Raw genomic sequence first — 17,282 nt, forward strand, 5'->3', positions numbered from 1 at the left:
TCCTCTTCCTATGCACTAAAAGGTTCGACTGTTTCTTGCAGATCGATACGTCCGATGACGTTAATCGACAGATGTGATTCCAGCTCAGTAAATGACAGCACCGGCACATGATGAAACTCATCTTGCAATAGTGCTCTAAGCGGGCTGCGTAAATCCTGTGCTACCAGAATCACGGCAGACAGCGGCGCCATCGGCGGAAACGCCTGACGCAGTTGCATCAGTAGCGTGGCGGCATACTCTTGCGCCAGGGCAAAGAATGTCTCGTTCTGTGTCTGGCGCAGAGCATCACGTAACAGTTCTTCGGTTTCCGGTGTTAGCAGCCAGACAAACAGGTTGTCGTCCTGACTATACTGGTGGCAAATCTGGGACTTCAGTTCCAGACGGACGTAATCGGCGAGGGCGTTGGTATCCCGCTCATGCTGACCGATTTCGATCAGTGCCTCCGCGATGGGCCGTACCGAGCGTAGTGGTACGCGCTCTGATGCCAATCGTTGCAACACGCTGGCAAAGCGCGACAGCGGCATAATGCGTTGTAGTTCCTGCGCCAGTTCGGGTTGTTCGCCTTCCAGCCAGGCCAGAATGGATTTGGTTTCCTGTAGCCCGATAAACTGTGAACCACTGCGATGGATGGCGTTTTCCATCCGTTTCAGAATCAAGGATTTGGTGTCCCAGTGCGGTAGAGGGTCCTGTCGCAGCAAGTCATGCTCGGGGGCCAGCCATAGCCAGTGGTGCTCATCGCGCGCGTTAATGCCGGGATGCATGGTGTCGTCCTGCTGCGCTTCCGGTATCAGTCGTTTTTCTACCGCGACGTGCCGGGAGCCGAAGGTCGCGCGTAGCAGCGGGATTTCGTACACACAGAACTGGAATTCATCCTCTGGCACCGTGGGATTGAAATCGATATCAAATGACGGCAGGGTAAAGCCAAAGTGATAGACCAGTCGGTTTCTCAAACGGCGGATCTCTTGTACCAGCAATGCGGCCGCCTGCGCGTGCTGGAACACTGGATTAAATTGCAGCAGATAAGCACGGGTTGGGTTAAAACGGCGTAAATCCTGATAGCCATTCTGTTCGGCGGGCAGGTTATCTGCCGCGAGCAGGCTGTCAGCCTGCAACCCGCTTTGCTTGATCCGCCACAGTTGAAATAGCCCGCTGCCGAGGGAAACCAGACTGATAACTGCGAACACCATCGTTGGCATCCCTGGCAACAGTGCGAAACCAAACATGCCGATCGAAGAAATAATCCAGGCTTTGGGCTGACTGGTCAGTTGTTCGGCAATTTCTCGGCCAATGTTGTTATCTACTTTCTGCCCATCGGCAGAAACGCGGGTGATAATCATCCCGGCGGTCAGTGAGATCAGCAATGCCGGTATTTGGGCGATCAATCCGTCGCCAATGGTCAGTACCGAGTAGATATGCATCGCATCACCGGCGGCCATGCCGTTTTGCAGCACGCCAATAGCAAAACCACCGAGCATGTTAATAAACACAATCACCAGGCTGGCGATGGCATCCCCTTTAACGAACTTCATGGCGCCGTCCATCGCCCCAAACAACTGGCTCTCTTTGGCCAGATTTTCGCGGCGTTGCCGGGCCTGATGGGCTTCAATCAGGCCGGCGCGCAGGTCGCTATCAATCGACATCTGCTTACCGGGCATGGCGTCGAGGGTAAAACGAGCGGCCACTTCAGCGACTCGCTCTGACCCTTTGGTGATCACCATAAAATTTACGACGGTCAGGATCAGAAAGATAACCAGCCCTACCGTCAGATTACCGCCCACCACGAAGTTACCGAATGCTTCCACCACATGCCCAGCATCTTGTTGTAGCAAGATCTGTCGAGTAGTAGAGATGGAGAGAGCCAGTCGAAACATGGTGGTCAGTAGCAATACCGCCGGGAACGTAGAAAATGCCAGTGGTTTGGGTAGATACATCGCCAAAACAATCAGCAGGGAAGACATACAGATGTTTAAGGCGATCAGCACGTCAATCAGTCCGGTTGGTAACGGGATGATCATCATGAAAACAATCGACATCACAATGACGGCGCCAACGATCTCGGAACGTTGCATGGCGCTAATGGCGATGCGGTTAAGCCAGGAGATCAGTAGGCTCATGCATCCTCCTTATTTCGCTGCCCGGTCATTCATCTGTTTTTCATACTGCGCAAAATCCCCAATTAAGCCCTTAATCAATTGCAGCGCGGTCTGGCGATTTTTGCTGTCGCGCCACAACGGATGCGGTAGTTCGCTGATCAGCGGCAGTAGTGCATTGAAAAACAGAACCTGTCGGTGCGGGTCCTGACCGGCGATTTCCCGCCCCAGATTATGCAAGTCACGCACGTAAGCCCCGTTGGCACTTAACCCAATCAACCGCCGGGTTAATTCCACCGCGTTGAGGGTGCAATCCGGCAACTTGGCCGCCAGGCGTGATAGCAGACTCTGGCTGGATGACAACGTATGACTCAGGTGACGCGAGTCATTCAGATTGCCCAGCATTTTGCTCAGTATCGATTTGGAAATGGACGGTGCCAGCGAGGCGATATCGGCTGCCAGCGCCCGTTGTAAGGTGCGCAGTCCAGCGGCGAAATGCTGAGAATCAAAGCGCTCTAACAGAGCATCCAACAGTGAACTGGTGGATTGCTGATGAACAATTTTCTGGTAGTAGAGTTCGCGTAGTGCCTGTTTATGGTTCGGATCGGTGCTGAACAGAGAAATCGACGCGGCGGTGTTCAAACCAGCGCGGACTTCCGGACCTTTTTCCTGATGTAGTTGTGTCAGACTGTGGGTCGCGGTTTCCGAAAGTGTGGCATCTTGTGTCTGCGTCTGATTAATCACATGGCGCAACACGATATCAGCGCGGGCGGCATCGCCTCCGGCTGTCGCGATGATAGCCTCTACCGTAGGGGGTTCAGACTGGTTGAGTAGTGCCTTCATCTGAAGGATTTGTTGATCCAGTGTCGGCTGTTTTGGGTTCTCCAATAGATGGAACAATTCCGTCAATTTTTCGATGCGCTCAACATTGGCGGCAAGTCGGCTTTCGGGTTGTGTGATTTGTCGGCGGTTTAAGGCTTTGCTTTTTCTTTCTACCTGTTCGCCAAAGGTCATGGATACCTCTTCCATTGAATCATGTAGGGAAGACGCGGCGTGAGTGACATGAGGCGCGCTGGTTTTTTCTGGTGTAGTGACGGATTCCTGGTTATCCACATCATGAGTAATTGGCGTGGAACCCGTGTTGAGTGCGGAAGAAATGCTGGGGATCGTGATCATTTTCCTGTCCTGCCTGAATCAGACTGTACTGCAACGATGTGCTGTTATGTGGTGGGCAGGAAAATGTGGTTCCCGTTAAAAATAGTTGCATCGCAAATAATAAATCACGGCCAGTAACATAGTGATCATGCTAATACTTTCTAATTTACGGCACTGCAAACTCTTGCAATATCGTCTTTTTTTACTGGCTGAAATTTGCATTAAAATGTAAAAACTAAAATATAAATTTGTTTTAAAACAATTAGTTAATTTGAATTAAGAGCGTGGCATACGCTTTGCTATCTCGCTCATGCCAATGAGGTCATAACGAGGGAGAGTTAGCAAAATGGAAACCACCACACTGAAACAAATTGAGCCGTGTCAGATATATACCCCTATTAAGAATGTGGATTGGGAACAGGTATTTCGACAGCACGGTAAGCGACTGCATAATTTCATTCGTAAGCGTGTGTCTAACCGTGAGGATGTAGAAGATTTACAGCAAATGACCTATCTGGAAGTGTTAAAAAACAGCGAGAAGTTCGCTGGTGCCTCACGTCCTGAAACCTGGGTATTTGGTATTGCTCTCAACCTGGTGCGTAATCATTTCAAGCAAGCCCGTACCCGTGCCAATGAGGTGGGTGATGAAATACTGGAGTTTCTGTCCAACGATATTGATCCGAGTCGTATTGTCGAATGCGATTATTCGTTGGACAGGGCTGTTGCGGCAACGGCTCAACTGCCGGAAGAAACCCGTAAAATGTTACTGATGCTGATAAATTCTGATGTCAGTTATCAGGATATCGCCAACATGTTGAATATCCCGATTGGCACTGTACGTTCGCGACTATCCCGCGCCAGACATTTTCTCCGTCAAGCGGTAGATGCCTAACTTCATTCCTGACACAAAAAAGGAGTTGAAGGAAACCTGTCAGTCAGTTTTATCACACGGTCGCAGGTAATCTTCTTAATGGGGGATCCTGTGGTTTTCCTGTTCTGCCTGTACCGATAGCAATTCTCTGATACAGGCAGACTCAGCGATAGCAAGGAGATGGCTATGTTATATACACCGACCTCTCAGCAAACACCAACCCCGGACGGTGTTCCCCAGCTTGAACTGGTGGATTTTGCTTTCAGCCGTATCAAAGATGCCATTTATATCGTCAATGAGCTGGAACAGTTTTGTTATACCAATGATGAGGCCTGCCGCATCCTGGGTTATAGCCGTAATGAATTTCATCATATGTGTGTTCAGGATATCGACCCGAGCTGGAACAACGAGTTGGCACACCGTAGTTGGAGTGATCCCAGAACCTGGCAACGGGGTTTATCCTTTGAGACCCAGCATAAAACCCGTTATGGGATGATTATTCCAGTTGAAGTCAGCATCAATCATTTCAGACATAAAGGCCGAAAATACAGTATGTGTGTCGTCAGGGATATCCGTGAGCGTAAACATATCGAGCAGTTGGCCTATGCACGGGAACAGGAATTTCGGGCGCTGGTTGAAAACAGCCCGGATGTCATTATTCGTTTTGATCCGCAGTTGAACTGTCAATATGCCAATCCTGCCGCGCTGATCCATCTGGGATTTGCGGCAGAGCAGTTGTATGGCCGTCAGATGACGGAACTGCTACCCAACGCCAAATGTGCGCTACGGATTACTCAACTGGTGCAACTGGTGGTGGAAACAAAAAGTAGTGCTGGAGGGGAATTGACGGAGGACATTGGGAATATCGATGAAAAACATCATGTTATTTATCATATTAGCTGCGTGCCGGAATTTAACCCAGACGGACGTCTGGTCTCGATCCTCTCTGTCGGCCGGGATATTACCGCCATTCGCTATGCCGAAAAGAAGCTAGAGGACTCACACATGCAACTGCGGTTGCTGGCGCGACAGCGCGAGATTTCCCGCGAAGATGAACGTAAGCATATTGCCCGGGAAATCCATGATGAACTGGGGCAGCACCTGACTTCCATGCGGATGGGGTTGTCATTAATGCGAATGCAGTTTGCAAAAGATAATCCACATCTACTCACACAATTACAAAATCTGATGACATTGTCGGATAAGACCATTCAGGTGGTCAGGAATGTTGTCACCCGCCTGCGACCCAACGTACTGGATATGGGGTTGACGCCGGCGCTGGAATGGCTACGGGATGATTTTATCCGTCAATATGGCTGTAACTGCCAACTTCAGGCACCGGAACCGGAAGTGGTGCTGAACGATGAATGCGCCACGGCGGCATTTCGAGTTGTGCAGGAATCTCTAACCAATATCGCCCGTTATGCCAAGGCGAGTCAGGTGAAAATTACGCTGGAAAATCGTGAAGGTCTGATTGTGCTGAGTGTGCAGGATAATGGCGACGGGTTTGACACCTCGGTCAGAAAGCCGCACGCATTTGGTCTGATGGGGATGAGAGAACGTGGGCGAATGCTGGGTGGCGAAGTGGTGATTGAAAGCGGCGTTGATAAGGGAACATTGGTTCGCCTGACTTTCCCGCAGAGTGCGGGCTTGCGTTAAGTGTAGCGGCATTGAGGTTTGGAGATGATTATATAATGTGCAAACAAATTCGATTAATGATTGCCGATGATCACGCCATTATGCGTGAAGGACTGAAACAAATTTTCGCGTTGGATCACTTGCTTGAAGTGGTTGCCGAAGCGGGAACCGGGTCACAGGTGTTGATGAAGCTGCGTAGCAGCGAAATAGATTTATTGTTGTTGGATATGAGTATGCCGGGTATTTGTGGTGAAGAGCTGATTATTCGGATCGCGGCGCAGTATCCGCGGCTGCCGATACTGGTGCTGAGTATGTATAGCGAACCTCAAATTGCCCTTCGAGTGCTGAAAAGTGGAGCCCAGGGTTACATTACGAAAGATAGGGACCCGGAAACCCTACTGTCCGCTATCCGACGAGTGGCCCAGGGTTCGCGTTATATCGATCACACCATTGCTGAGCAGATCGTGTTTTCAGACACAAATACCCGTGATGGTGGCCGGGATGAAAGACTGACGCCCCGAGAGCACCAGATTATGATCATGCTGGCGCAGGGAATGGGGATTAATGCGATTGCTGAAGCATTAACTATCAGCAATAAAACCGTGAGTACCCATAAGTCGCGTTTAATGGAAAAAATGTGTTTTATCACCAATGCCGATATTGTGAAATACGCACTGAGTAGGCGTTTGGTCCCTTGAGCGCCGCGCAATCATGATGACTCCTGTTCACGGTGTAAGGATTTCCCTACCGTCCATATCCGAAATTCCTACTGTAACTTCAGCCGTTGGCTGATGGTTCGTCACGGCAATGACGGTAATGCTTTATTAGTTTCATTAACTTTTAGTAAGAAATGTATGTATATCGTAAATTACCGTTAAATAATGCTAATGGCCATAATGATGTAACACGATGATTAATTAGTAAAAAAAGATCTGTTAAGGATAACCCGAAAGGGTACAGGAGTTGTCATGAATGTCAGAAATTACAGTGAACCGAAGCCGCAGATTCACTGTTTACCCCATGAGCCTTTTTTTGAATACCCACGAGAGGATATCCACGGCACATTGTTATCCCTTATCAATGATATCGCCCCGCTAAATGTTGACATCGTCCTGGAGGGGGAAACCGGTACCGGCAAAGATACCTTGGCGCGTCGCATTCATAAGTTGTCTGGTTGTAGTGGCCCGCTGGTGGCAGTGAATTGTGCCGCCATTCCGGAAAGTCTGGCGGAAAGTGAATTGTTTGGTGTGGTTTCCGGTGCTTATACCGGCGCCAACCGTTCCCGGGCCGGTTATCTGGAAACGGCTGACAAAGGTATTCTTTTTTTGGACGAAATAGACAGTATGCCATTGACACTACAGGCAAAAATGTTGCGTGTTTTGGAGAATCGGGGGATTGAACGTCTGGGTAGCACCCAGTTTAAAGCCGTGGATATGCGGGTTATTGTCGCCACCCAGACACCTTTGTCAAAGCTGGTGGAGGAGGGCCGCTTTCGTCGTGATCTTTATTTCCGGCTGGATACCGTCAAAATTCAGCTTCCAACGCTACGTTCGCGTATCGACATCATCCTGCCGATGTTTCAACGCTTCACTCGAGAAGCCTCTGCCCGCCTGAAACGGTCTTCTCCACCGATACCCGTTTCCGTCCATGAACGCCTGCTGACGCATAGTTGGCAAGGCAACATCCGTGAGCTTAAGGCTGCGGCAGAGCGTTGGGTGCTGGGCCTGCCGCCGTTGCCGATGGTCATGGAAACCTCAGCACAACATCACCCTTTGCTGAAAGAGCGCTTGCGCCGCATCGAGAAATTTCTGATCCAGGACGCTCTGATGCGTAATGGTCATTGTATTGATGATGTGGTGACAGAACTGGGCATCCCGAAAAGAACGCTCTATCACCGGATCAAACTGTTGAATGTGCGATCTGCCAACGGTTGCACGCCATGCAGGACCATTCTGACCGGCAACGAAAAAAACTGACAATAGGTCGGAACCGTGACGTGGTATCTCCTACTTAATGGATGAACACGATAACGATGTAAGTCGATAAGTGTTCAACCAACGTAGTTAACATAACCAATTGATATCTGGAGATACATATTATGATGGGACTTTCTAATGCAGCTTCAATGGCTTCCATGGCGACCCTGGACAAAACCATGGCGGAAACCACCGCAATGACCACGGCTGCTCAATCACAGAAAATGAAAACCGACGCCATCAGCTCTATTACCGATGGCCAGATGGACTCTGCCAGCAAAGCGATGAACTCAGGACAGAAAGCGTCGAAAGCCATTCAGTTCTGATGTGCTACAGGTAGTCGACTACCGGGGGGATTCCCCCGGTTATTACAAAGGTAAACTTCCATCGGCAAGGGATAGATCCATGATGAAAATCACACATGTCAATGCATTCAAGGGAGTGATAAATGACGGTGAACCACGCAGTCTGGATGTTCCGGCATCGGCTGATGTGAATTGGTTCAGTGCGGCATTGAACCCGATATCAAACGTTATGCCATCTGCTGCTGATAAATCCTGGGTAAACACGCTGGTCGAAAAATCCAATAATCTGGATAACTTGCTGGAACACGCCGAGCGTCAGGTCGGAAAGAGTGTCAGTACCAACAATCCGAAAGATGTTATGGATGCCACCCGGACGCTGTCCTCTTTCTATCTGGAAAGTCTGATGAACGCGAAGGTGGTGGCGAAAAGCGTGCAGAGTCTGGAAAAACTGACCAACTTACAATAGTGGCCTCCCATGAGTAAATCCGTTCTGAATCGATGCCTTATCCTGCTGCTGGCCCTACTACTGGTTGGCTGTGGTGACCAGGTGGAACTACACCGCGGCCTGTCTGAAAATGATGCCAATGAAGTGATTGCCACGCTGGGGGGTTATCACATTGAGGCAGAAAAACGCCTGGATAAAACCGGCGTCACCATTCTTATTGATAGAAAAGACATTGATCGGGCAGTAAATATCCTGAGTGCCGCCGGATTACCTCGTCAGGCCAGAACCAATCTGGGGGAAGTGTTCCAGAAAAGTGGGGTGATTTCGACGCCATTGGAAGAACGCGCCCGTTATATCTATGCATTGTCTCAGGAGGTGGAATCCACACTGACACAGATTGACGGCGTTCTCGTCGCTCGTGTGCATGTGGTACTTCCAGAGCGTATTGCACCGGGAGAGCCTATCCAACCGGCGTCCGCCGCCGTGTTTATCAAATATCGTCCTGAGCTGGAGCCCGACAGCATTGAGCCGCGTATTCGTCGGATGGTGGCCAGCAGTATCCCGGGCTTGTCCGGAAAAAGTGATAAGGATTTAGCCATCGTGTTCGTTCCTGCCGAGCCGTACATTGATCATATTCCTATGATATCTCTCGGCCCATTTCAGTTTACCCCGCAAGAGATGGCGCAATTGCAGTGGGTGGTCACCCTGTTGATCCTGACAGTCATTGGCGCATTGGGCTGGTTGATTGGTAAACCCTGGTGGATTCAGCATCAGGAACAGAAAAAATCGACCCCACCACAGGGAGTGTAACGTGATGAATCCAGATACCCACGAGATAACACCGCAAGACCGTCTGGCATGGGTGCAGTGGTGGGCCTACGGCTGTGGATTACAGGCGGATAACAGTTGGCATGCCGCGGGAGCGAGTGCCGGAGAAGCCGCTTTGCTGACGTCTGTTGCGCCGGTCTATCACCATCTTCTGCGCTCGCGACGGACGGTGCCTGACGATTTTCCGACATGGCCGGAACAGAAGTTGTTACACCTGGCCGCACTGCATCCTGTACAGCGCCAATGGGTGCTGATCCTGATTGCCACTGTATGCCGTGAACAGCCGCAGAACCGGTTGTCTGAATCCGTATCGGTGTGGTGTCGGAGGTTGGCGAAAGCGCTGCGACCAGGATTATGGCTACCGGATACCTTACTGTTTAACACCCGGCGGGATAGCGATGCACTTTGCATCCTGCGTAGTCACTATCCGGCGGCATGCTGGTCCCGGTTGCGGTTGCTGTTTCCACGAATCGTAAGTGAGCAGGCCGAACAGCATGAAATTGGCGTTTTACCCGCCGCGCGGATAACGACGTTGTGTGAGGCCATTATTTGGAAAGTCAGCGATAGCGCGGCATTTATCACGCCATCGCCGATGTAGTAAACCTGCCGGGACGGATACCGGGAAACATTGCCTACAACGGAATAAGCCGGGGAGAGGAATTATCATGCTTACCAGAAGAAAACTGACGTTGGTTGCCGGAATGGATGCCGAGGACGTCGGGTTAATCAAAGCTGAACGACTGCAACAACATTGGCTCGGTCTGGATGTGCTGGCGCAAGCGCGTCAGCAATCGACAGAGCTGATTGAGGATGCCCGCCAACAAGCGCAGGACGTGATCTTGCGCACGACCGAACAGGCGGAGCAACAATTCTGGCGGCAGGCGGATGACATCCTGCGCGGCTGGCAACAGGAACGGGATGAGATGGAAGCGTACCTGGCCTCTCAGGCCGGGCAAATTCTGGCTGACGCCATGACGCAATTGTTGACAGATGTGCCGGATCCCCAGCGCCATCAGGCATTATTGCGCCAGTTACTCCGGACTCAAGGCGGCGAAGGTCGTGGGATGCTGTACTGTCATCCTCATCGTAAAGCCGACGTTACCGCGTGGTTGGATGAGCATGCCCATCTGGGCTGGAAGCTCAACGGTGATGATACGTTGGCGGAAGATGCCTTAAAGTTGGTCACGCCACAGGGCGTGATGACACTGAGCTGGCAACAGGCCGTAGATCAATTATTGCCCAAGGCTGATGTTATTCCACTGCATGAATAATGGCCCGGACAGTGAGGTAATGGGCAGTCGAACCACTGCCCGACGGACAACGATCCAGGACGGTTCCTTATGGGACGTCGCGTTTTTTGCCAGCTTGACTATCGGGTTTGTGGCCCGATAACGGTCGATTTATTCCCACTTATCCATTGCCACAAAAACGACACTTCTCCATTGGAACTCCCATTTCACACCGACCACACAACTACAGGTCAACAATACGGGAGTAATAATGATGTCTTCACCTACCGCGCTGCAACGTCGACTCGACTCGGCTTTTTCTGATGCGCAGTCACGGCTTGATGATCTGGCCATGAATGTCGCTGATGAAGGCGCCAGCCTGTCAGACACTTATGCCTTTTATGAAGCCAGTATGGATTACTCGAACGCCAACTGGGCGGCCGGGCAAATGCTGAGTGTCAAACATGGCTTGGCTAAGGCCATCATCAATGACTTCAACTGAGTTAGTCACCGTTATTGGGCGTTGGCTGGATAGTACGGCGGCGCAGTTCACGTTGCATATTGATGGTAGCCCGGTGGTACTGAGTCGCTATCGTTGCGGTGTAGGTTGTGCGGCGGTACTGGCGTTGCCAGTCAGTATTGATGATCAGTTACTTCAGGTCGCATTGCAGTTTTCCTCTCCGGCACTACATCGTTTTGGTACCCAGGCGGCGGCGTTGGCGTATTCGCCTGTGGACGAACAACTGTGGTTGTTGACACGACATGAGCCAGATAACCCCATACAACTGTGTCGCACACTGGAAACACTGGTTAACCAACGAGATGTATGGCAAAGCCTGTTAGCGCCTGCTGTCAAGCCGGTATCCCACTCCGCGCTGAATTTGAAAACGCTGGCATTTTTGCAAGGAGATCAGCATGCGTCGTAACACGTTGTATACCATTCTGTTTACCCTTTACCGCTGGTTTTGCTGGTCATTGGTTTTTTTGGGTATGGTTCCTATGGCGCACTCATCCACACCGACTGAATGGCGCAAGGGGGCTTATGCCTATTCCGCAGAACAGACGCCGTTATCGGAAGTATTGCAGGATTTTGCTAATAGCCATGGCGTTGATCTGGTGCTGGGCCATATTTCGGACGTGAGTGTGGACGCTAAAATCAGAGCCGATAGTCCGGTTGCTTTTCTTGACCGACTGGCGCTGGAGTACCGTTTCCAATGGTTTGTGTATAACGCGATCCTTTATGTGAGCGCGAAGGATGAACAAACCTCGGTACGGCTGGAAATTTCCCCCGAAGCGGCACCCGATCTGAAGCAGGCGCTGACCGGAATCGGTTTGCTGGATTCTCGTTTTGGCTGGGGTGAGTTGCCGGATGATGGCGTAGTGCTGGTTACCGGCCCGGCAGAGTACGTAAACTTGATCCGCCGTTTTAGCCAACAGCGGGAAACCAAGGATGACCGCCGCAAAGTCATGCTCTTTCCCCTGCGTTACGCTTCCGTTTCAGACCGGACTATCCAGTATCGAGGTCAGAACCTGATTATCCCCGGAGTGGCCACCATTTTAAGCGAACTGATGGATGGCAACCGAAATCTTCCAGCAGGGGCGGCGGCGAGCAGCAATGGCAACGCCGAAAACGCAGCCGGTGGGCAGATGGCAATAGCGGACAGCGGAATGCGGGCGATACAGAACAGCGCCAGCTCAATGCTGGTGCGTCTGGCGACCCGCAGTAGTGCTGGCCGGGAGGTCGGGAGCCGTCAGCGTGACGCACAACTTAGTGGCAAAGTATCGGCAGATGTGCGGAATAATGCGTTGTTAATTCGTGACGATGAAAAACGGCGTGATGAATATCAGCAGCTTATCGACAAGATCGATGTTCCGCAGAAGTTGGTCAATATTGACGCCGTTATTCTGGATATTGACCGCACGGCCCTGTCGCGGCTGGAAGCCAACTGGCAGGGGAAATTGGGTGCGGTAACTGGCGGTGTCAGCATGATGTCAGGGTCCAGTACCTTATTTATCAGCGATTTTAAACGTTTCTTTGCTGATATCCAGGCGCTGGAGGGCGAGGGTACGGCCTCTATTGTGGCGAATCCTTCCGTGTTAACGCTGGAGAATCAGCCTGCGGTTATTGATTTCAGTCGGACGGCATTTATTACCGCGACTGGTGAGCGGGTCGCCAATATTCAACCGATTACTGCCGGAACCAGCCTACAGGTAACGCCACGTGTGGTGGGACAAGGCCGCCAGAGTAGTATCCAATTGGTGATTGATATTGAAGATGGGCAAGTCGAAACCAATACCGACGGCAATGCCTCCGGTGTTAAGCGCGACACGGTGAGTACACAAGCGTTGATTGGTGAAAACCGCTCGCTGGTATTGGGTGGCTTTCATGTAGAGGAGAGTGGTGATCGTGACAAACGGATCCCGTTACTGGGCGATATTCCCTGGATCGGTAAACTGTTCACTTCCCGGCAGCATGAAATTTCCCGACGTGAACGATTGTTCATCCTGACACCCCATCTTATTGGTGATCAAACTGACCCCTCCCGCTATGTTTCGGCGGATAACCGACGTCAATTGAATGACATGATAGGACGGGTATCGCAGCGTAACAGCAAAACCGATTTCTACAACGTGGTTGAAAATGCATTGCGCGATCTGGCCAATGGGCAAACACCCGCCGGTTTTACCACCGAACACACTGGCACCCGATTGAGTGAAATCTGTCGCCCGAATATGTCGCTGTTGTATGAAGGGAGTCGTAATCAATGGTACAGCACGTCTGCGGTCAACCTCACTGTGGGCGTTGTGAAGAACACCGGCAATCGCCCTCAACGCTTTGATGAAGCCAGTTGTTCCGGCAATCGCACGTTGGCGGTAGCCGCCTGGCCTAAAACCATGTTGGCTCCCGGTGAATCCACCGAGGTATATTTGGCGTTGCAACCGTCGCGTAACGTGCAACCTTCCCGAACCTCGTTAATCAAACCATAAGCCTTTAAGGAGGCGTGCATTGATTCATCAACGAATTTTATTATTGAGTGGTGCGCTGTTGTTAAGTGCCTGTAGCAGCGTTACGCCACAAGAAAGCTGTACTTCAGTCGCCTGCCGGCCACAGCCGCAAGCACGGCAGTTGGTTATCTGGTGGCAACCTGATTTGCGTATCGGCGCGTCGGATTTCACACAGGTTAGTGTTCAATGACAACTTCATTACCGCTCTTCGAGCGTCACGCCGACTTTGTCGCGGCCATGAATCGTCATCAGGCCGCTCGATGGATCCCTCACTCTGGCGTCGAACTGGTTTTTCAGTACGGTGAATCAGGAAAAGAACTGATGATGCAGATCCAACCGGGGCAGCAGTATCCCGGTATGCTGCGCAATATCTTGAGCCGGCGGTATACCGAGGCTGCGGATATAGAGAACTGCCATCTGGCACTGAATGGCGACAACGTATTGATTCTCTGGTGGTCACTGTTACAGCCACCGGTAGAGTATCCGGCGGTTATTCGACAATTATTTCATCTGGCGGGCCTGGAACTCCCGACCTGAATAAGACGGCGTAAGCATCATTTTTTGCCTGAAATCGTCACGGTCAGGAACTGTTCTACTTCTGTTATCACTCAATAGACAAGTATCCATAGCGATGCCGACATCGTGACAAGTGTAGGCATCACATACAGATACTCTCTTGTAAACACCTTTCATGAATGAGGAAACGATATGATGAATATCACTATCAAAGCCAGTATTGGCGGTGATGCAGGGTTATCAGGACTGGGTTCCGGAACGCAGGGGCTTAGAGGGCTTTCTTCCGGGACATCGCCTCTTGGTTCGAGCATTGACAGCCTCAATAGCACGGTTGGAAAACTGACCACTATACTGACCGCGATGATGTTTGCCAGTCTGCTGAGCAGAGGTATGGGGTCCGGAATGAATTCTGGTATGGGCTCCGGTATGAACACGGGTTCTGATATGGGGCTGGGTTCAGGGCTAAAGAATACGCAAAGCAACAGCCAGGACAACGCTATGGGATCGAGTAATTTGCTGTCGTCGCCCAAATCGGGAACGGATGCGTTGTCCCAGATGCTTGAAAAATCGTTGGACGATCTGTTAGGTCACGATACCGTTACCCGTCTTTCCAATCAGACTAACAGCCTTGCCAACAGCCTGCTAAATGCCAACCAGCAAACGGCAGACAATATGAATGCGTTTAGTGGCGGTATGGGCAACTCACTGTCTTCTATTATGGGCAATGGTTTGAGCCAGGCTTCCAGCGGCTTTTCTCCGATGTCATTAGGTAATGGTGGCCTACAAGGGTTGTCCAGCTCTTCTGACTTCGGCCAACTCGGAAGTGCGCTTGGTATGGGGGTAGGTCAAAATGCCGGGTTGCAGGCGTTGGGTAACATCAGTACCCATAAGGATGGGAATAACCGGCATTTTGTGGATAAAGAAGATCGCTCTGTTGCTAAAGAAGTGGGTCAGTTAATGGATCAATATCCGGAAATTTTTGGTAAACCTGAATACCAGAAAGATGGCTGGAGCTCAGCGAAGCAGGATGATAAATCCTGGGCTAAAGCCTTGAGTAAGCCAGATGATGATGGCATGACGGAGGCTAGCATGAACAAGTTCCGTCAAGCCGTTGGTGTGCTGAAAAGTGCGATAGCGGGTGATACTGGTAATTCAAACTTGAATCTGCGCGGCGCTGGCGGTGCTTCACTGGGGATTGATGCGGCTATGGTAGGTGACAAAATAACCAATATGGCATTGAACAAGCTGGCGGCCTGATTGTCAGGTCGGGCTGCATCATTGCAACCGTTAATAGCTTCACTGTGAATGTAAAGAGACGGAATAGCCGCCGTCTCTTTATTCCGACATCATGATCCCTAAAATCGGTATTTATCAGTAATAAAAAACTGATAATTTTATATATATTGATTTTTTGTATCGAGATAACAAAAAAAATTCACATATAACCTATATGTAAAGTTATGTATTGTGATTGAAAGGAATTGCCATTATTACATTAAGAAATTTTAAGCACATGGAAGTTGTCAATGTGTAGCAGAATGAAGCTACTGGGTGTATTACCTTTTTTTATTTTCATCCTCTACTCCTCCACTTTATTTTCTGCGGAATTAAATCCGGCAGATCGTAATGAAATACAGCAACGACAATCTGAAGTCATTGAGCAGTCGAAACGACAGCGCGATGCTCTGCAACAATTAAATGACATCGTGCAACCCTCTCTAAAAACCGATAATTCACCGGCTGGGCCTTGCTTTACTCTGCACGATATTGTTTTTCATCACAGTACCTTATTGACCGAGAAAGATAAGCTCCGTCTGAAACAGAATTATATCAATCGTTGCATTAATGTTAATGGAATAAATCAGCTAATTCATGATGTTAGTAACTGGTATATCAAGCGTGGATTTATTACCAGCCGGGCTTTTATCGGTGAGCAGAATCTGTCCAGTGGAGTATTGCAGATTGAAATCCTGGAAGGAAAACTGGAAAAAATAACCATTAACCATCAGCAAGAGCGTCAATCTGCATGGGCATTTCCCACACGAAAAGATGACATACTCAATCTGCGGGATATTGAGCAGGGCATGGAACAAATTAACCGCATGCCCACTCAACAAGTCACCATTGAAATATTACCGGGTAGCCGTCCAGGCTATTCTGTCGTTAATCTCACCCGTCAACCACATATTCCGTTCAGCGTCAATGTTAATATTGATAATAGCGGGCAGAAAAGTACCGGAGAATGGCAGCTGAATGGCGGAATAGGGCTGGATAATATTTTTGGTATTGCCGATCAATGGTCGCTGTATGGTGGGCATAGTAGCGAATTTTCCACCAGCCACAATGCGGAAAACTATCAGGCGAGCGTTTCCCTGCCTTACGGGTATTGGAACCTGAATTATACCTACGCCTGGAGCCGCTACCGCAATGCATTTCTCCATCAGGGGTTCCAGTGGCGGCCCACCGGGGAGAGTAAAACGCACCGTCTCTCCGTGTCACGGGTGGTATTCCGTAATGGGAATATGAAAACCGCTATTTCAGTTACCGCAACACACCGTATCGGTGACAACTACCTGAATGAGGTTTTGTTGCCTTCCAGCAGCCGCAAACTGAGCAGCGCGATCCTCGGTATCAGTCATAGCCAGAAGCTCTGGGGCGGGCTGGCAACCTTCAATCCTTCCTATAGCCGGGGAACCACCTGGTTTGGCGCGGAGGATGATCACGATAAATCCACCGATGCGCCCAAGGCGCAATTTAATAAGTGGGCGGCCTCGGCCAGTTACTATCATCCCATTACTGAAAACATCAGTTATTTAACCACCATCTATGGGCAATACTCCGCCCGAATTTTATATGGCAGTGAACAAGTGACCTTGGGCGGAGAAGCATCGGTCCGTGGCTTCAAAGAGCAATATCTTTCCGGTAATCGCGGCGGGTATTGGCGCAATGAAGTGAACTGGCGACCACTGCAACTACCGGTGCTGGGGACGTTGACTTTCACGGCGGCGCTGGATGGCGGTCGCCTTTATAACCATAAACAAGATACCGACACCGCAGGCACCTTGTGGGGTGCGGCGGTGGGTATCAGTACCGCTAACCGTTTTATGACACAACAGGTGACGCTCGGTTGGCCGTTGTCCTACCCCGCGGCACTGAAACCGGATATGGCGGTGGTGTACTACCGGATTGGCATATCACTTTAACGCGTTCAGACAGACATAAC

General features: G+C 50.4%; 18 protein-coding genes. 16 read left to right on the forward strand and 2 right to left on the reverse strand.

Annotation, left to right across the window (positions count from 1 at the left end):
* Positions 1 to 8 precede the first annotated feature (8 nt).
* A complete protein-coding gene (sctV, locus tag RS889_RS10390; RefSeq protein ID WP_315710611.1) occupies positions 9 to 2,114 on the reverse strand; it encodes a type III secretion system export apparatus subunit SctV in 2,106 nt (701 codons plus the stop codon).
* Positions 2,115 to 2,123: 9 nt separating this feature from the next.
* Positions 2,124 to 3,266 carry a type III secretion system gatekeeper subunit SctW gene (gene sctW / locus RS889_RS10395; protein WP_315710612.1) on the reverse strand — a complete coding sequence of 381 codons (1,143 nt, stop codon included), beginning with the start codon at positions 3,264 to 3,266 and terminating at the stop codon, positions 2,124 to 2,126.
* 325 nt (positions 3,267 to 3,591) lie between these two features.
* On the opposite strand from sctW, the gene RS889_RS10400 reads away from it, so the two are divergent.
* From RS889_RS10400 to RS889_RS10475, 16 genes are all read left to right on the forward strand, one after another.
* A complete protein-coding gene (locus RS889_RS10400) occupies positions 3,592 to 4,137 on the forward strand; it encodes an RNA polymerase sigma factor (protein WP_315710613.1) in 546 nt (181 codons plus the stop codon).
* Positions 4,138 to 4,302: 165 nt separating this feature from the next.
* Positions 4,303 to 5,775, forward strand: coding sequence for a PAS domain-containing sensor histidine kinase (locus RS889_RS10405; RefSeq protein WP_315710614.1), 1,473 nt, complete (start codon positions 4,303 to 4,305; stop codon positions 5,773 to 5,775).
* A gap of 35 nt (positions 5,776 to 5,810) precedes the next feature.
* Complete coding sequence (locus tag RS889_RS10410) at positions 5,811 to 6,452, forward strand: response regulator (RefSeq protein ID WP_315710616.1); 642 nt, start codon at positions 5,811 to 5,813, stop codon at positions 6,450 to 6,452.
* A gap of 270 nt (positions 6,453 to 6,722) precedes the next feature.
* Positions 6,723 to 7,730: a sigma 54-interacting transcriptional regulator gene (locus tag RS889_RS10415; RefSeq protein WP_315710617.1), complete on the forward strand. Its 1,008-nt coding sequence runs from the start codon at positions 6,723 to 6,725 to the stop codon at positions 7,728 to 7,730.
* Positions 7,731 to 7,849: 119 nt separating this feature from the next.
* Positions 7,850 to 8,056, forward strand: coding sequence for a type III secretion system major pilin HrpA (locus RS889_RS10420; protein ID WP_315710987.1), 207 nt, complete (start codon positions 7,850 to 7,852; stop codon positions 8,054 to 8,056).
* A gap of 79 nt (positions 8,057 to 8,135) precedes the next feature.
* Entirely contained in the window at positions 8,136 to 8,501 is a 366-nt protein-coding gene (locus tag RS889_RS10425) for an EscI/YscI/HrpB family type III secretion system inner rod protein (protein WP_315710618.1), read from the forward strand.
* 9 nt (positions 8,502 to 8,510) lie between these two features.
* Positions 8,511 to 9,290, forward strand: a complete 780-nt coding sequence (gene sctJ, locus RS889_RS10430) for a type III secretion system inner membrane ring lipoprotein SctJ (RefSeq protein ID WP_315710619.1) — start codon at positions 8,511 to 8,513, stop codon at positions 9,288 to 9,290.
* A gap of 4 nt (positions 9,291 to 9,294) precedes the next feature.
* Positions 9,295 to 9,906: a serine kinase gene (locus RS889_RS10435; RefSeq protein ID WP_315710988.1), complete on the forward strand. Its 612-nt coding sequence runs from the start codon at positions 9,295 to 9,297 to the stop codon at positions 9,904 to 9,906.
* Between the two features lie 67 nt (positions 9,907 to 9,973).
* Entirely contained in the window at positions 9,974 to 10,579 is a 606-nt protein-coding gene (gene sctL / locus RS889_RS10440; RefSeq protein ID WP_315710621.1) for a type III secretion system stator protein SctL, read from the forward strand.
* A gap of 232 nt (positions 10,580 to 10,811) precedes the next feature.
* Complete coding sequence (locus RS889_RS10445) at positions 10,812 to 11,039, forward strand: type III secretion protein HrpF (protein ID WP_037382042.1); 228 nt, start codon at positions 10,812 to 10,814, stop codon at positions 11,037 to 11,039.
* Entirely contained in the window at positions 11,026 to 11,463 is a 438-nt protein-coding gene (locus tag RS889_RS10450) for a type III secretion system chaperone (RefSeq protein ID WP_315710623.1), read from the forward strand. The genes RS889_RS10445 and RS889_RS10450 overlap by 14 nt, the downstream gene beginning before the upstream one ends.
* Entirely contained in the window at positions 11,453 to 13,525 is a 2,073-nt protein-coding gene (gene sctC / locus RS889_RS10455) for a type III secretion system outer membrane ring subunit SctC (RefSeq protein WP_315710625.1), read from the forward strand. Before RS889_RS10450 ends, sctC begins: the two co-directional genes overlap by 11 nt.
* A gap of 19 nt (positions 13,526 to 13,544) precedes the next feature.
* A complete protein-coding gene (gene hrpT / locus RS889_RS10460) occupies positions 13,545 to 13,733 on the forward strand; it encodes an HrpT family type III secretion system protein (RefSeq protein WP_315710626.1) in 189 nt (62 codons plus the stop codon).
* Entirely contained in the window at positions 13,730 to 14,080 is a 351-nt protein-coding gene (gene hrpV, locus RS889_RS10465; protein WP_315710628.1) for an HrpV family type III secretion system protein, read from the forward strand. Before hrpT ends, hrpV begins: the two co-directional genes overlap by 4 nt.
* 174 nt (positions 14,081 to 14,254) lie before the next feature.
* Positions 14,255 to 15,316 carry a type III secretion protein HrpN gene (locus RS889_RS10470; RefSeq protein ID WP_315710991.1) on the forward strand — a complete coding sequence of 354 codons (1,062 nt, stop codon included), beginning with the start codon at positions 14,255 to 14,257 and terminating at the stop codon, positions 15,314 to 15,316.
* Between the two features lie 269 nt (positions 15,317 to 15,585).
* Entirely contained in the window at positions 15,586 to 17,262 is a 1,677-nt protein-coding gene (locus RS889_RS10475) for a ShlB/FhaC/HecB family hemolysin secretion/activation protein (RefSeq protein WP_315710629.1), read from the forward strand.
* Positions 17,263 to 17,282 lie beyond the last annotated feature (20 nt).

Origin of the sequence: Brenneria uluponensis (assembly GCF_032395385.1) — a bacterium.
GTDB lineage: Bacteria > Pseudomonadota > Gammaproteobacteria > Enterobacterales > Enterobacteriaceae > Prodigiosinella > Prodigiosinella aquatilis.

Coding starts and splice junctions, on each gene's coding strand:
- sctV (WP_315710611.1), bottom strand. CDS start 2,114: ATGAGCCTACTGATCTCCTGGCTTAACCGCATCGCCATTAGCGCCATG.
- sctW (WP_315710612.1), bottom strand. CDS start 3,266: ATGATCACGATCCCCAGCATTTCTTCCGCACTCAACACGGGTTCCACG.
- RS889_RS10400 (WP_315710613.1), top strand. CDS start 3,592: ATGGAAACCACCACACTGAAACAAATTGAGCCGTGTCAGATATATACC.
- RS889_RS10405 (WP_315710614.1), top strand. CDS start 4,303: ATGTTATATACACCGACCTCTCAGCAAACACCAACCCCGGACGGTGTT.
- RS889_RS10410 (WP_315710616.1), top strand. CDS start 5,811: ATGTGCAAACAAATTCGATTAATGATTGCCGATGATCACGCCATTATG.
- RS889_RS10415 (WP_315710617.1), top strand. CDS start 6,723: ATGAATGTCAGAAATTACAGTGAACCGAAGCCGCAGATTCACTGTTTA.
- RS889_RS10425 (WP_315710618.1), top strand. CDS start 8,136: ATGATGAAAATCACACATGTCAATGCATTCAAGGGAGTGATAAATGAC.
- sctJ (WP_315710619.1), top strand. CDS start 8,511: ATGAGTAAATCCGTTCTGAATCGATGCCTTATCCTGCTGCTGGCCCTA.
- RS889_RS10435 (WP_315710988.1), top strand. CDS start 9,295: ATGAATCCAGATACCCACGAGATAACACCGCAAGACCGTCTGGCATGG.
- sctL (WP_315710621.1), top strand. CDS start 9,974: ATGCTTACCAGAAGAAAACTGACGTTGGTTGCCGGAATGGATGCCGAG.
- RS889_RS10445 (WP_037382042.1), top strand. CDS start 10,812: ATGTCTTCACCTACCGCGCTGCAACGTCGACTCGACTCGGCTTTTTCT.
- RS889_RS10450 (WP_315710623.1), top strand. CDS start 11,026: ATGACTTCAACTGAGTTAGTCACCGTTATTGGGCGTTGGCTGGATAGT.
- sctC (WP_315710625.1), top strand. CDS start 11,453: ATGCGTCGTAACACGTTGTATACCATTCTGTTTACCCTTTACCGCTGG.
- hrpV (WP_315710628.1), top strand. CDS start 13,730: ATGACAACTTCATTACCGCTCTTCGAGCGTCACGCCGACTTTGTCGCG.
- RS889_RS10470 (WP_315710991.1), top strand. CDS start 14,255: ATGAATATCACTATCAAAGCCAGTATTGGCGGTGATGCAGGGTTATCA.
- RS889_RS10475 (WP_315710629.1), top strand. CDS start 15,586: ATGTGTAGCAGAATGAAGCTACTGGGTGTATTACCTTTTTTTATTTTC.